The organism is Acidovorax carolinensis, from assembly GCF_002157145.1.
GTDB classification, from domain to species: Bacteria; Pseudomonadota; Gammaproteobacteria; order Burkholderiales; family Burkholderiaceae_C; genus Acidovorax; species Acidovorax carolinensis.
Genome location: NZ_CP021361.1, coordinates 2,519,341 through 2,532,803, shown reverse-complemented (window position 1 = coordinate 2,532,803; position 13,463 = coordinate 2,519,341). Strand labels below are relative to the sequence as shown.

The 13,463-nt window shown below is 67.9% G+C and carries 11 protein-coding genes and 1 pseudogene; 1 reads left to right on the top strand and 11 read right to left on the bottom strand.

What is annotated here, in order from left to right:
* The first annotated feature begins 29 nt into the window (after positions 1 to 29).
* Complete coding sequence (locus CBP34_RS11810; RefSeq protein ID WP_094098123.1) at positions 30 to 2,468, top strand: DUF1631 family protein; 2,439 nt, start codon at positions 30 to 32, stop codon at positions 2,466 to 2,468.
* Between the two features lie 43 nt (positions 2,469 to 2,511).
* On the opposite strand, the gene CBP34_RS11805 is transcribed toward CBP34_RS11810, so the two are convergent.
* From CBP34_RS11805 to CBP34_RS11755, 11 genes and pseudogenes are all read right to left on the bottom strand, one after another.
* Complete coding sequence (locus CBP34_RS11805) at positions 2,512 to 3,834, bottom strand: TAXI family TRAP transporter solute-binding subunit (protein ID WP_094098122.1); 1,323 nt, start codon at positions 3,832 to 3,834, stop codon at positions 2,512 to 2,514.
* A gap of 33 nt (positions 3,835 to 3,867) precedes the next feature.
* Complete coding sequence (locus tag CBP34_RS11800) at positions 3,868 to 4,872, bottom strand: P1 family peptidase (protein ID WP_094098121.1); 1,005 nt, start codon at positions 4,870 to 4,872, stop codon at positions 3,868 to 3,870.
* Positions 4,873 to 4,916: 44 nt separating this feature from the next.
* The gene (locus tag CBP34_RS11795) at positions 4,917 to 7,256 is read right to left on the bottom strand and encodes a copper-transporting P-type ATPase (RefSeq protein WP_236748578.1); all 2,340 of its coding nucleotides are present in this window, start codon (positions 7,254 to 7,256) and stop codon (positions 4,917 to 4,919) included.
* Between the two features lie 120 nt (positions 7,257 to 7,376).
* Complete coding sequence (locus CBP34_RS11790; RefSeq protein WP_094098120.1) at positions 7,377 to 7,769, bottom strand: copper-binding protein; 393 nt, start codon at positions 7,767 to 7,769, stop codon at positions 7,377 to 7,379.
* The gene (locus CBP34_RS11785) at positions 7,766 to 8,296 is read right to left on the bottom strand and encodes a DUF411 domain-containing protein (protein WP_094098119.1); all 531 of its coding nucleotides are present in this window, start codon (positions 8,294 to 8,296) and stop codon (positions 7,766 to 7,768) included. The genes CBP34_RS11790 and CBP34_RS11785 overlap by 4 nt, the downstream gene beginning before the upstream one ends.
* Before the next feature lie 43 nt (positions 8,297 to 8,339).
* Positions 8,340 to 8,837, bottom strand: a complete 498-nt coding sequence (locus CBP34_RS11780) for a cupredoxin domain-containing protein (RefSeq protein ID WP_094098118.1) — start codon at positions 8,835 to 8,837, stop codon at positions 8,340 to 8,342.
* A 12-nt stretch (positions 8,838 to 8,849) separates the two neighbouring features.
* Positions 8,850 to 10,231 (bottom strand): annotated as a pseudogene (locus CBP34_RS11775) (multicopper oxidase family protein).
* A 1-nt stretch (position 10,232) separates the two neighbouring features.
* On the bottom strand, positions 10,233 to 11,657 hold the full coding sequence (locus tag CBP34_RS11770) for a TolC family protein (RefSeq protein ID WP_094098117.1): 1,425 nt from the start codon (positions 11,655 to 11,657) through the stop codon (positions 10,233 to 10,235).
* Positions 11,654 to 12,049, bottom strand: a complete 396-nt coding sequence (locus CBP34_RS11765; RefSeq protein ID WP_086927595.1) for a hypothetical protein — start codon at positions 12,047 to 12,049, stop codon at positions 11,654 to 11,656. Before CBP34_RS11765 ends, CBP34_RS11770 begins: the two co-directional genes overlap by 4 nt.
* Positions 12,050 to 12,147: 98 nt before the next feature.
* Complete coding sequence (locus CBP34_RS11760) at positions 12,148 to 12,564, bottom strand: hypothetical protein (protein ID WP_094098116.1); 417 nt, start codon at positions 12,562 to 12,564, stop codon at positions 12,148 to 12,150.
* Positions 12,565 to 12,649: 85 nt separating this feature from the next.
* Complete coding sequence (locus CBP34_RS11755) at positions 12,650 to 13,294, bottom strand: YitT family protein (RefSeq protein ID WP_094098115.1); 645 nt, start codon at positions 13,292 to 13,294, stop codon at positions 12,650 to 12,652.
* Positions 13,295 to 13,463 lie beyond the last annotated feature (169 nt).

Below are 13,463 nucleotides of genomic sequence, written 5' to 3'. Positions count from 1 at the left end.
ACCGGAAACTTTTCTTTCCTCCTCCCGACATGTCTCTCACTGCGCCCCGATCGAGAACGGTATTCCGTGCCTGCGTCGTCAACGCAGTGCGCGGAGGTGAAGCCCTTATGGGGCAGTTGGTGCAGGTCACCACGGGTGCCCTGGAGGGGGAGGAGTCGTCCACCCGCGACATCCAGCGGCGCGCTCTGGTCGGTGATGCCTGGCGGTTGCTCAAGCAACACGAGCCATCGCTGGTCAAGGCGTACCCCATGGCCTTGCTGGAAATCTTTGCCGAAGGGCCATCCAAATCGGGCGCCCGCACGGTGGATGACACGGGCATGGATTTCGGCGAGCTTTCGCTCATGGACGAAACCGAGATGCAGGATCAGGTGGAGCTGTCGCGGGCCCAGCAATTGGCCGCCCATGCCACCGACGCCGTGCTGACGGAACTCAACACCCTGGTCAGCTCTGCCCAGGGATTGCGCAGTGTGCAACCCGAACGCAATCCCCTGCGCCCGGAAAACTACATCCGCGCCTTGCAGCGGGTGGTGGCCGAGACTGGCGTGGAGCCACCGGTGCGGCAACTGTGGATGCAGCACATGCGCGAAGTGCTGGGCCGGTTGCTGGTCACCGAATACAAAAGTGCTGCAGCCAGTCTTCGGGAGCATGGCATCGAACCCGTGGGGTATTCGGTGCTCGGCATGCCGTCCGGCGGGCGCAGCGGCTACGGTGCGTCCAACCCGAGCACCGGCTATGGGGGCGGCCATTCGACCGGTTACGGCGGGCATTCGATGGGCGCACCCATCAGCGCGTACGGCGCAACGGCAGCCTACGGCGGCCGGGGAATGGGCGGATCCACCGGTTGGCAAGGCGATTCGCTGCAGGTGCCCATTTCCTCGGCGGCCGAGGAAGCCTTGTTGACCGTGGGCATTCTGCGCCAGATGCTGGCCGGCGGTGGCGACCCTTATGCCTTCGATGCACGCGCCCATGCCGGTGGTGCATCACAACCCGTCAGCCTGCAGCCTGCATGGTCTGACCCTCGTGGCGCAGGCGCCAGCGCGCAGGCAGGCCTTGCGGCACAGGGAGGGGGTTATTTCCCATCCGGCGCCGTGGCCGAAGCCATTCAGGACATGGCCCAGCTCGAACGCCTGGTGGGGCGCCTGTCCGGCAGCGCTGCGGCAGGCGGTTCCGGCTGGCGCGGACCCGGCGTGGCTCCGGTTGTGTATGCAGTTCCTTATGCGGGCCCGGTGGATGGCCAGGCGTATTCGCCGGCGGTCGCCATGGAGGTGGTGAGCCGCATGATGGACAACATTGCGCAGGACGAACGGCTGCTTGCGCCGGTTCAGAGCGCAGTGCAAAACCTGGAGCCGGCGATCAGGCAGCTGGTGCGGCATGACGGGCGCTTCTTCACCGATGAGTCGCATCCAGCCAGGCAGTTGCTGGATGAACTGACCCAGCGCAGTCTCGCGTTCAAGGCGGAGACCGCACCAGGGTTCAGCCAGTTCATGCGTTTGCTGAACGAAGCGGTCGGGCATCTGGCTGCGACGGATATCCACGATGCGGGGCCTTTTGACACGGTGCTCAAGGCGCTGCATGCAGCCTGGGATTCCCAGGAGCAAAAGATCAAGTCGCAGCAGGATGCCAAGGAAAAAATTCTGCAGCAGGCCGAGCAGCGTGAAATGCTGGCCGAAAAGATTGCGGCCGACATCCGCAAGCTGCCGGATCTGGAGCAGGTGCCCGCAGACATTCTGGACTTCGTCACCGGCCCGTGGGCCGATGTGGTGGCGCTGGCCCAGGTGACGCAGCCCGAGGGCCTCAACGGTAGCGAGGGCGACCCTGGCGGGTACCTGGCGCTGGTACCCCTGCTGTTGTGGAGCGCGCAGCCCGCACTGACGCGTGCCGAACCGGACCGCCTCACCAAGGCCATCCCCGGCATTTTGTCCAAGGTGCGGGCAGGGCTCAAGACGATCGAGCATCCACCGACCCAGGCCAGCAGCTTCATGCAGCGGCTTGTGGGCCTGCACCAGGCAGCGTTTGAAAAGCCGGCGCGTGTTGCGGTGGTTCCCGAGCCCCAACCCGAACCCAAAACGGAACCCGTAACGGAACCAGAACCTCACGCCACCAACTCCGCAAGCGAGCTGCCGGTGGGGGAAGTTACGGGACCCGAGCCATCCGACAGCGCTCTTGCCGCGCCGGGGGACGACAGCCTCTACGCCGGGTTTGTGGTGGGTGCGTGGGTGGAGCTCATCACCAACCGCCGGGCGGTGCGCACCCAGTTGACCTGGGCCAGCCCCCATGGAACCCTGTTTCTGTTCACCGCTGCCGATGGCAGCACCCAGTCGATGACGCGACGCATGCGCAACAAGCTGGCGGCCGAAGGTTCCCTGCGCGTGGTGCCTGATGCACCGCCGGTTGCTGCCCGCGCTGTGGATTCAAAGGCGGCTCCGCTGTCGTCCAAAAAGCCTGCCAGGCCCGGCAAGGCCCGCTGACGGGCAATGTGCCAGGGGCGCCCCCGGCTTGCGGCATCGCCCCTCAGGTGCGCAAAAGCTTTCGGCGTACCAGATGAATATGGTTGCGCAGCGCATACAACTCGTCGGCATACGACAGGGGCACGCTCACTTTTTCGACATGGGCCTCGAGCGTGTCGAGCGCCACCAGCAGGTCTTGCGGCAGGGCCTTGCCCGATTCAAGATCATTTTCGATTTCGCGCAGACGCCCATACCAGCGGAACACGCGTGAGCGCACCCTGAACTGGTAAATCGGTGGCACCACCCGCGACAGCGGCAGCATCACCGCCAGCAGGATGCCCAGCACCAGCCACATGCGCTCGACCAGGTTGGCAATCCAGAACGGCAGGTAGCGCTGCAGCAGCGGCACCGGTTCGTTGATGGCGCGCTCGCCTTCCTTGGCGATGGGCAGTTCGCTGTGCCGGGTGCTTGGAAACTCGCGCGCCCGGTTGAACCAGCCCGCGCTGCCATGCAGCGCCTGCGCGTTCTGGGCAAACAGCGTCAGGAGCGCGGGGTGCGTGCCCTCGCGGGCCAGTAGCGACGTGGTCGATGCCACCAGCCGCACATCCTGCGAGGGCACATTGCCCGCCAGGTCCACCACTCCGCGGGGCAGCGTCACGGGCGTGAGGAACGGAAACTTGCGGCCATAGGCCTCGTGCTGGGCAAAGTCCATGAGGTGCACGCCGGGTGTCTGTAGCAGCATCTGCACCATGAGGGATTCGGGCGCCGATGCAAACACCAGCGCATCCAGCTTGCCCGCCAGAAAAGCCATCGTGGCGGGCGTCTGCTCCAGCCGCGACAGTTTCACCTGGCCCTTCTCCACGCGGTTCGCATCCAGCAATCGGTCCATCAGGGTGGGCACGCCACTGCCTTCCGAGCCCACGTTCACGCGCAGGCCGCGCAGCTGGCGCAGGCTGTCGAGTCGCCCACTGGCCGCTACCTTCAGGGCGGAGTCGGCGCGATAGAACAGCCACACCGGCTCGACAAACAGGCTGCCCAGCGACACCAGTTGCTCGGGGTCGTCGGGCTGCAGCGCTGCCGTGCCGCCCTGCACAAAGGCCACATCGGCCTTGCCCTCGCGCAGCAGCTGCAGGTTGGCCGACGAGCCATCGCTGGGCAGCAGCACCACCTCGATGCCGTCGGCAGCCAGGGCCTTTTGATAGCGCTTGCCGAACTCTTCGTAGGCGCTTTGCGCGGGGCCGGTGGCCAGGGTGACCTGGTTGGGTGGATTGGGGTTGAGCCACCAATAGGCAGCCACCAGCAGCCCCAGGGCCAGGAAGGCCAGCGGGCCGGCAGAAACGATGAGGTCGCGCAGGGTGAGCAGGGTGTTGCGAAAAGCCTGGGGCATGGGTCTTGTGGTGAATGGCGCCGATAGCGCGGGTCAGGCCAGATCGGCCGCACAGGGCAGGTGCAGGCCGTCGGCGGTGGTCAGGGCCTGTGCGGCCCGAACGGCGCGGGCCGTGGCGATGGCGGTGGCTTCGGCCGCCATGGTGGCCAGTACCAGCATGCCAGGGTGTTTGCCTGAAAGGCCGGTGCCCAGGGTGAACAGCGTGTCGCCGTCGGACATGGTGTGCACCGGGTTGATGCTGCGTGCCAGTCCGTCATGCGCGGCCACCGCAAGGCGGTGGGCTTGCACCTTGGTGATGACCGCATCCGTGGCCACCACGCCGATGGTGGTGTTGGTGCCGGCCAGCAAGGGTTGGGGAAGTTCGCCGCGCAGCAGGGCGCGGCGGGTGTCGCGCAATCGCAGGCCGTCTTCGGTGCGGGCGCCGGCAATCACCTGGGCGGTGTCGGGGTCGACCACATCGCCCAGGGCGTTGCAGGCGATGAGCGCCCCCACGGTGACGCCGCCTACCGTGATGGACGCGGTGCCTACGCCGCCCTTCATGGCGCGCTGCATGCCAAAGATCTTGCCTACCGCCGCACCGGTGCCGGCGCCGACGTTGCCCTCGGCCGGGTCCGCGGTGGATGCCGCAGCGCAGGCGGCGTAGCCTGCAGCGGCGTCGGGGCGGATGCGCATGTCGCCCACCAGCAGGTCAAACAGCACGGCGGCCGGCACGATGGGCAGGCGGCCCACGGTCACGTCAAAACCCACGCCGCGTTCCTCCAGCCAGCGCACGGCGCCGGTGGCGGCCTCCAGCCCCCAGGCGCTGCCGCCGGCCAGCATGATGGCGTGCACCTTTTCCACCAGATTGCACGGGTCGAGCAGGTCGGTCTCGCGCGTTCCGGGCGCTGCGCCGCGCACGTCGACACCGCCCACGGCACCTTCGCGCGCCATGACCACGGTGCAGCCCGTGGGGCGGCGCGTGTCGGTGAAGTGGCCCACCTCGATGCCGGCCACGCGGGTGATGCTGCCAGCGTCGCTGGCGGGAAGGCGTGCGTTCATGGCCGGTGATTATGGTGCCCGGCGCGGCACCCTCCGTCTTGGGATCAGAGGATCTTCGCCCGGCGCAGCCGCAAGGCGTTGCTGATCACCGAGACCGAGCTCAGGCTCATGGCCAGTGCCGCGATCATGGGCGACAACAGCCAGCCGGTAAACGGGTACAGCAGGCCCGCCGCCAGCGGAATGCCGAGCGCGTTGTAGACGAAGGCGAAGGCCAGGTTCTGCTTCATGTTGGCCACGGTGGCCACCGACAGCGCGCGTGCCGTGGCAATGCCGCGCAGGTCGCCCTTGACGAGGGTGAGCTGCGCGCTGTTCATGGCCACGTCGGTGCCGGTGCCCATGGCGATGCCGACATCGGCGCGCGCCAGCGCCGGGGCATCGTTGATGCCGTCGCCTGCCATGGCCACGGTACGGCCTTCTTTCTGCAGGCGCTCCACCAGTGCCAGCTTGTCGGCGGGCTTGACCTCGCCATGCACTTCGTCAATGCCCAGCCGCTGGGCCACGGCGCGCGCCGTGGTCAGGCCGTCGCCGGTGGCCATGACCACGCGCAGGCCGGCGGCGCGCAGGGTGGCCAGGGCTTCGGGCGTGCTGGCCTTGACGGGGTCGGACACGGCCAGCAGCCCGGCCAGGCGCCCGCCTGCCGCCAGGTGCATCACGCTGGCGCCCTGGCTGCGCAAGGCCTCGGCCTGCGTGGCGAGCGGCGCCACGTCCACGCCCGATTGCTGCATCAGCACCGTGTTGCCCAGCGCCAGCGCCTGCCCGGCGACGATGCCGCGCACCCCGATGCCGGAAGCGGAGTCGAACTGCTCGGGCTCGGTCAACGGCAGGCCGCGTTCGTGCGCCGCCTTGACGATGGCCGCTGCCAGCGGGTGCTCGCTGCCCTGGTCCAGGCTGGCGGCCAGGCGCAGTACGTCGTCTTCGGCAAAACCGGCTGCGGCCACTGCGCGCTCGAAGGCCGGGCGGCCCTCGGTCAGGGTGCCGGTCTTGTCCACGATGAGGGTGTCGATCTTGCGCAGGTTCTCGATGGCCGCCGCATCGCGGAACAGCACGCCATGGGTGGCGCCGCGCCCCGTGGCAACCATGATGGACATGGGCGTGGCCAGGCCCAGCGCGCAGGGACAGGCGATGATGAGCACCGCCACGGCGTTGATCAGGCCATACACCCAGCTCGGCTGCGGGCCAAAAAATCCCCAGCCAAAAAAGGTGAGCAACGCAGCCGCCACCACCGCCATCACAAAGTAGCCGGCCACGGTGTCGGCCATGCGCTGCATGGGCGCGCGCGAGCGCTGGGCCTGCGCCACCATCTGCACGATCTGCGACAGCACCGTGGCCGCGCCAACGTGTTCGGAGCGCATGACCAGCGCGCCGCTGGTGTTGAGCGTGGCGCCGATGAGCTTGTCGCCCACGCGCTTGGTCACGGGCAGCGGCTCGCCGGTGAGCATGGATTCGTCGAGCGCGCTGCTGCCTTCCTCGACCACACCGTCCACGGGCACCTTCTCGCCGGGGCGCACGCGCAGCCGGTCGCCCACATGCACATGGGCCAGGGGGATGTCCTCCTCGGTGCCATCGGGCGCGATGCGCCGCGCCGTCTTGGGCGCCAGGCCGAGCAAAGACTTGATGGCGGCCGAGGTCTGCGAGCGCGCCTTCAGTTCCAGAATCTGCCCCAGCAAGGTCAGCGAGATGATCACCGCCGCCGCTTCAAAGTAGACCGCTACCCGCCCCATGGAGATGAACGAGTCGGGGAACACCTGGGGCGCCACGGTGGCCACCACGCTGTAGGCAAAGGCCGCGCTGGTGCCCAGGCCGATCAGCGTCCACATGTTGGGGCTGCGCTGGGCCACCGACTGCACGCCACGCACGATGAAAGGCCAGCCCGCCCACAGCGCAATCGGCAGCGTAAGCACCAGCTCGATCCAGCTTTGCACGGCCATGTTGAACCAGCCCAGCTGGTGGCCGAACATCGCGAGGAAGGTGACCGCTACGGTGAGCGGCAGCGTCCACCAGAAGCGGCGCTGAAAGTCCACCAGCTCGGGATTCGCTTCCTCGGTCAGTTCGGGAATCATCGGCTCCAGCGACATGCCGCACTTGGGACAATTGCCGGGGTGGTCCTGGCGGATCTCGGGGTGCATGGGGCAGGTGTAGATCGCACCGCTGCTTGCGGGCCCGCTGGTGGGTGGCGCTGCAGATAGGTGCCCGGGCACAGGCGGGGTGGGACTTGGTGCGTGGGGATGGGCGTGCGGATGGGCATGCGCATGGTTATGCCCGTGCCCCGCGCCCTCCGGCTGCAGCGTCATGTGGCACTTGGGGCAGCTACCGGGGTGGTCCTGCCGCACTTGCGGGTGCATGGGGCAGGTGTAGATGGTGCCAGGGCCCGCTGGGGCCTGCATGGATGGGGGTTGCGTGCCATGGCCGTGCTGCGCAGGACCGTTCGGGTGGCCAGGCGTGGGGGTATCGGGCGCGTTCATGCGGGCCTTTCTGGCGGGATTTACTGGTCAGGGTTGTCGTGGTCAGCGTGCGGCTTCGATGCGGGTGATGAAGTACCCCGTACTTTTGCGCTCCACCCGGAAGCGCACCTTGTCGCCCGGCTGGAAGGGGGCGAGCATGCTCGCGTCGTTGACGCGGAACACCATGGTCATGGGTGGCATGCCCAGGTTCTTGATCTCGCCATGGCGCAGCGTGACCTTGAGCGTGCGCGGGTCCCAGCGGGTTATTTCGCCTTCGCTCAGCTCACTTTGGTCTGCTGGCGTGATGCCAGGGGATTCTTGTGCGGCCGGTGCGGCAGGGGCCGTGGCGGGGTGGTGGCTGCCATGGTCGTCGGCCGAGGCGGGGGCCTGCGCCAGAGCCTGGCCCAGCGCGCTGGCCAGCAACAGTGCGGCGGTGGAGTGGGCGAGTGGTTTCATGACGAGGCCTTCTGGTTGTAGCTCTTGAAGATGCGGGTGCCGCCATCGCGCGCCACCAGCAGCACATCGTAGGGGTCGCGGCGGTTGCCGTAAACCGCGCCGTCCATGCCGGGCGAGCCCACCGGCATGCCTGGCACCGTGAGGCCCAGCGCCTTGGGTTTTTGCTGCAGCAGCGCGCTCACATCGCTGGCGGGCACATGGCCTTCGATCAGGTAACCGCCCACCAGCGCGGTGTGGCACGAGCCCAGCTTTTGCGGCAGGCCCAGGCGGGTGCGCACCGCGTTGTTGCCGGTGTCGTGGATGGTGAAGCTGAAACCGTTGGCTTCCATGTGGGCGATCCAGTCGTGGCAGCAGCCGCAGCTGGGGTCTTTCCAGACCTCGATGGCGGTGCCGGTGGCGGCGCGCACGAGGCGCGGCGCTATGAGGGCTGCGCCGGCCAGGGGTAGCGCGGCCAGCAGCAGATGGCGGCGGCTCAGGCCGCTGTGGGGGGTGGTGGGGGCTGCAGAAAAAACCGGGGTTTTGAACATGGTGGAGTCCTTCGAGGTGAATGGAGAAACTTGCTTGGGCAGCTCAGCGGCTGCGCGGCCGCACGGTGATGGTTCCGGTCATGCCAGCCTCGTAGTGGCCGGGGATCAGGCACGCAAAGTCAAAAGTGCCGGGCCGGTTGAAGTGCCAGACGATGTCGCCGCGCTGGCCTGCGCGCACATGGGCCATGTAGGGCGCGTCGTGTTCCATGTCGGGAAACTTCCGCATCATCTGCGCATGTTGGTCGAGTTCGGTTTTGGTGCCCAACACGATCTCGTGCAGCGCCTGCCCCTTGTTCACGGCACGCAGGCGCACGGTGTCGCCTTCCTGCACCTCGATGTGGCTCGGCGTAAAGCGCATGTCGTCGCCCATGCGCAGGGTGATGGTGCGGCGCACGGCCTTGGCATCACCCGCAATGCCCCAGTCCTTTTGTTCCTTGGCCACGGGGGCAGCAGAGGCATGGTGGGGCATGCTTTCATGGCCAAAAGAGGTGCTGGCGCTTATGAATAAAGCGCAAGCAGCTATGAATTTGATAGTTCTCATGAAGTTCCTTGGTCAGTGTTGATGGCCGCTGGTTGCGGGCTTGCGCGCATTGGCCGCGCCCGGGGCGGTGCCCGGGGTGTCGGTGCGTGCGGGGCGCGGCGTGCTGGCGGGGGCGCCCGTCCATTCATAGGCCTGGGTGCCTGGCGGCTGCGGGAAGTCGCCGGGGTCGCGGTAGTCGCCCGCTGGCTGGTTGGCACGCACCTTGAAGGTGGTGAACATGCCGCCCATTTCCAGCGGGCCAAAGGGGCCGGTGCCGGTCATCATGGGGAAGGTGTTGTCGGGCAGCGGCATTTCCATGGCGCCCATGTCGGCCATGCCGCGCTCGCCCATCACCATGTAGTCGGGCACGATTTTCTGGATTTTGCCGACGAGGCCACGGTGATCGACACCAATCATGGTGGGCACGGCGTGCCCCATGGCGCCCATGGTGTGGTGGCTCTTGTGGCAGTGCAGGGCCCAGTCGCCGGGCTCGTCGGCAATCAGCTCGATCTGCCGCATCTGGCCCACGGCCACGTCGGTGGTCACCTCGGGCCAGCGCGCCTGTTTGGGCACGGGGCCTCCGTCGGTGCCGGTCACTTCAAACTCGTGGCCGTGGATGTGGATGGGGTGGTTGGTCATGGTGAGGTTGCCCACGCGGATACGCACGCGCTCGCCGCGTCTCGCCACCAGCGGGCTGATGGCGGGGAACACGCGGCTGTTCCAGCACCAGATGTTGTGGTCCAGCATGGTGTTGACCTTGGGGGTCATGCTGCCGGGTTCCACGTCAAAGGCGTTGAGCAAAAAGGCGTAGTCGCGCTGCACCTTGGCGATATGCGGGTGCGCGGCCTTGGGGTGGGTGATCCACAGGCCCATCATGCCCATGGCCATCTGCACCATTTCGTCGGCATGCGGGTGGTACATGAAGGTGCCGGGGCGGCGCGCCTCGAACTCGTACACAAAGGTCTTGCCTGGCTGGATGCCCGGCTGGTTGAGCCCGCCCACGCCGTCCATGCCGTTGGGCAGGCGCTGGCCATGCCAGTGGATGGTGGTGTGCTCGGGCAGGCGGTTGGTGACGAAGATGCGCACCCGGTCGCCCTCGACCACCTCGATGGTCGGGCCGGGGCTTTGGCCGTTGTAGCCCCACAGGTTGACCAGGAAGCCCGGCGCCACCTCGCGCACCACGGGCTCGGCCACCAGGTGGAACTCTTTCACGCCCGCGTTCATGCGCCAGGGGGCAGTCCAGCCGTTCAGCGTAACCACGGGGTCGTAAGGGCGGCCCGTGGGCGGGTGCAGCGGGGCGCGGTGTCGGCGCTGGTCTGCAGGGCGGGCTCGGGCAGCGCGGCCAGGGCCACGCGGCTGACGGAGGCTGCGGCCACCGCCGTGGCCGCACCGGAGAAGAAATTGCGGCGATTCATGTCAGTGGCCTTGTGGAGTGGATGTGGCTACGGCGCCGGATGTCAAACCTTGCAAGGCGCCTGGGGATGTGCCGGTGAGTGCGAGTTGCAGATCCGTCTCGGCCAGCCAGAAGTCGCGCTGGGCTTCGATGGCGCCCGCCACGGCCTGGGTGCTGGCGCGGGCTTCGGCCAGCAGCTCCCACACGCTCGCCAGCATGCCGTTGTAGCGCAGCGTGGTCTCCTGGGTGATGAACTGGCGCAGCGGCACCACCTCGGCCTGCTGCTGGCGTGCCAGATCGAGCGCGGTGCGGTAGGTGAGCCAGGCGGCACGCACCTCGCTGCGGGCGCGCACGGCGGTGTCTTGCAACTGGGCAGCGCTTTGCTCCACCTCGGCCTGCGCGCGGGTGCGGGCAGTGCCGCCCCAGTCGAACAGGGGCAGGGGCAGGTCGATTTCCCAACCGCGTTTCACGTCACTGCTGCCTGTCTCGCGGTCGGTGCTGGTGTTGCGGCTGTAGGCCAGGCCGATGTCGCCAAAAACGGCGCCTGCGCGGCTCCAGCCTTGGCGGGTGGCCTGGGTGTCAAGCTGGCGGCGCGCGGCCTGCACATCGAGGCGCTCGCGCAGCGCAGTGGCTTCGATGCCGTCGGCCGGCAAGGCGCTGGCGGGCAGCGGTGGCAGTTGCTCTGCCAAGCGGTACTGCGCCTGCACGCCCCACAAGCCCATGCGGCGGTTGAGCTGCTCGCGCTCGGTGGCGGCGGCCAGGCGGGCGCGGGCCAGCTGGGCGCTGGCCTGTTGCAGCACGGCCTGTTCGCGTGCCTGCTGCAGGCGGCTCCAGTTGCCCACGCGCACCATGCGGCGGGCCAGCTCGGCCCCGGCTTCGGCGGTCTCGGCCATGCGCTCGTGCGCGGCGGCCACCTGCTCGGCGGCTACGGCGCGCAGCCAGGCGCGGCGGGTGTCGGCAGCCAGCGTGACCACCTCTTGCGCCGTTTGCAGCGTGGCAATCTGCAGGCGTTCGGCTTGCCGCGCCGTGCGCCAGGGCAGGGTGATGAGGTCGAGCAGGCTGAAGGCCAGGGTGCGCTCAATTTCGCGTTCGTGGCTGTCGGTAAAGCGTCCCAGGGCCAGGTGCGGGTTGGGCAGCGTGATGGCCTGCACGCGCTCTGCATCGGCCACGCCCAGCGCCGCCAGCCGGGCTTGCAGGCCAGGGTTGTTCAGCAGTGCAATGCGCACAGCCGCGTCCTGCGTGAGCGGCTGGGCCAGCCAGCCGTTGATGGACTGCTGCGCCTGGGCGCGGGCGGCCGGATCGGTGGCCGGCAGGGCGGCCTGCACATTGCCCGTGCGCTCCGCCGTGAGCGCGGCCACCTCGCCGCGCAGGCCATCAGGCGAGACGCTGGCGCAGCCTGTCAGCACGGCCACAGCGCCCAGCAGCGACAGGCGATGGAGTGCGCTCATGGCTTGCCCCCGTGCATGGGCATGTGTGGGTGCGGTGGCATCGGCGCGGCGCCATGGCCTGAATGCGGCTGGCTGCCAGCAGATGGCGGCGCGCTGGCCGGGGCCGCGGGTGGTTTTGCAGCAGCCTGCTGCTCCCAAACCAGGATGTCGGCGTGGCCGCGCGGGAAGGCGGCGACCGCGTCATGCGCCTCGCGCCAGGCGTTGGGGGCCGGCGCGTCGTTCCCCGGCGGCACGGGTTTCATCCCGGAGTAAACCAGCGGGGCGCCAGGGGCGTCGGGGTTGGCCGCATCCCGCACGGTATCCCGGCCCTGGGCCAGCGCGATCAGGGGCGTCAGCAGCGCCAGACATGCGGCCTGCCGGAGCGAAAAAATCAGTGAATCAGGGGCGCGCATGGCGATCTCCAGACAACAAACAGAACAGTGCGCTGCCGCCTGATGCACCCCGCTGGTGCAAGCTCAGGCCATGGCAGACGCACTTCGGGCGTCGGAGATCAGGCGATGGGTGGTTTGATGGTGCGCGCAGCTTGCACGCTGGCGAACGGGACGCTATCCGCAGGCCGCACCACACCGCGCAGGTGCAGGGGCTGCCTTGGCAGCGCGGGGGGCGCCAGCATGGCCGAATGGCATATGTCGCAATCCGCGCAGCTGGGGCTGTGTTCGTGCGGGCTGCATCCGTTGGCGGGGGTGTCGTGGCAACTGGCCGGGGCGGTCGCCTGATGGGCGCCGCCATGGTCCGCGTGCATCGCGTGTTCCGACTCGTTCGCGGCGGGACTTGCATGCATCTGCAGCATGGCACCCTGCACGGCTTGCACTGGCACTGTGGGCATGACGCCGGCGGCCATGGCGGTGCCCATGAGACCCCGAAGGACCAGCATGACCACCAAAGCCAGAGACAGGATGCGACGCATGGGTGAATGATAGGCGCAGGCGCGAAAAGGTTCCGTGGCGCTGGGTGGCAGCCCTTCCTGCGGTGGGCTTTTGCCGCAATCCAGGCTACACCGCCATGTAGCGCCCCGGCCGGTGGTTCATGGCCAGCACCAGGTTCAGGGCCACGGCGCCAGCAATCGACCAGAGCACGCGCATGGGTTCCACCGACGACAGCGCCAGCAGCACGATGCAGCAGTCCACGGCCATCTGCACCTTGCCGGCGCGCCAGCCATAGCGGTCCTGCAGGTACAGGGCTGCAATGCCGACGCCCCCCAGGCTGCAGCGGTGGCGAAACAGCACCAGAAAGCCCGTGCCCGTGATCAGCCCGCCAGCGATGGCGGCATACAACGGCTCGATGCGCGCAAATTGCAGAAACTGCCCCTGCAACTCAGTCAGCAACGACAGCAGCAGCACGGCGGCAAAGGTTTTCAGCGTGAACTCACGCCCCAACTTGCGCAGCGCCAGCCAGTAGAACGGCAGGTTGAGCACGAAGAAAATTTTGCCAAAGCCGATGCCCGTGGCGTAGTGCAGCAAAAAAGCCAACCCGGCCGTGCCACCCGTCAGCAGCCCGGCGCTGGTGAAAAACGCCACGCCCACCGAGATCAGCAGCACGCCGGTGAACACCGCCACCGCGTCTTCGGTGAGGGTGTGCGGCACGCTGGCGGCCGCAGGTGTCGTGGTGGGGGCGGGGGCAGTGGTGGAGCGGGTCATGGCAGTCGGGCGGGGCGGGAGTGGATTGGAGCATGCAAGGGAGGTGCCCGGCTTGCTTTGCATCAACCCTGGGTGGTGCCGAGCGGCCTGAATTTGCAACTAAATTGATAGCTGCTAGCGCTTTTCTGGTAAACGCTTGAGCGTGTTTTAAGCAATGATCAGATCGTTC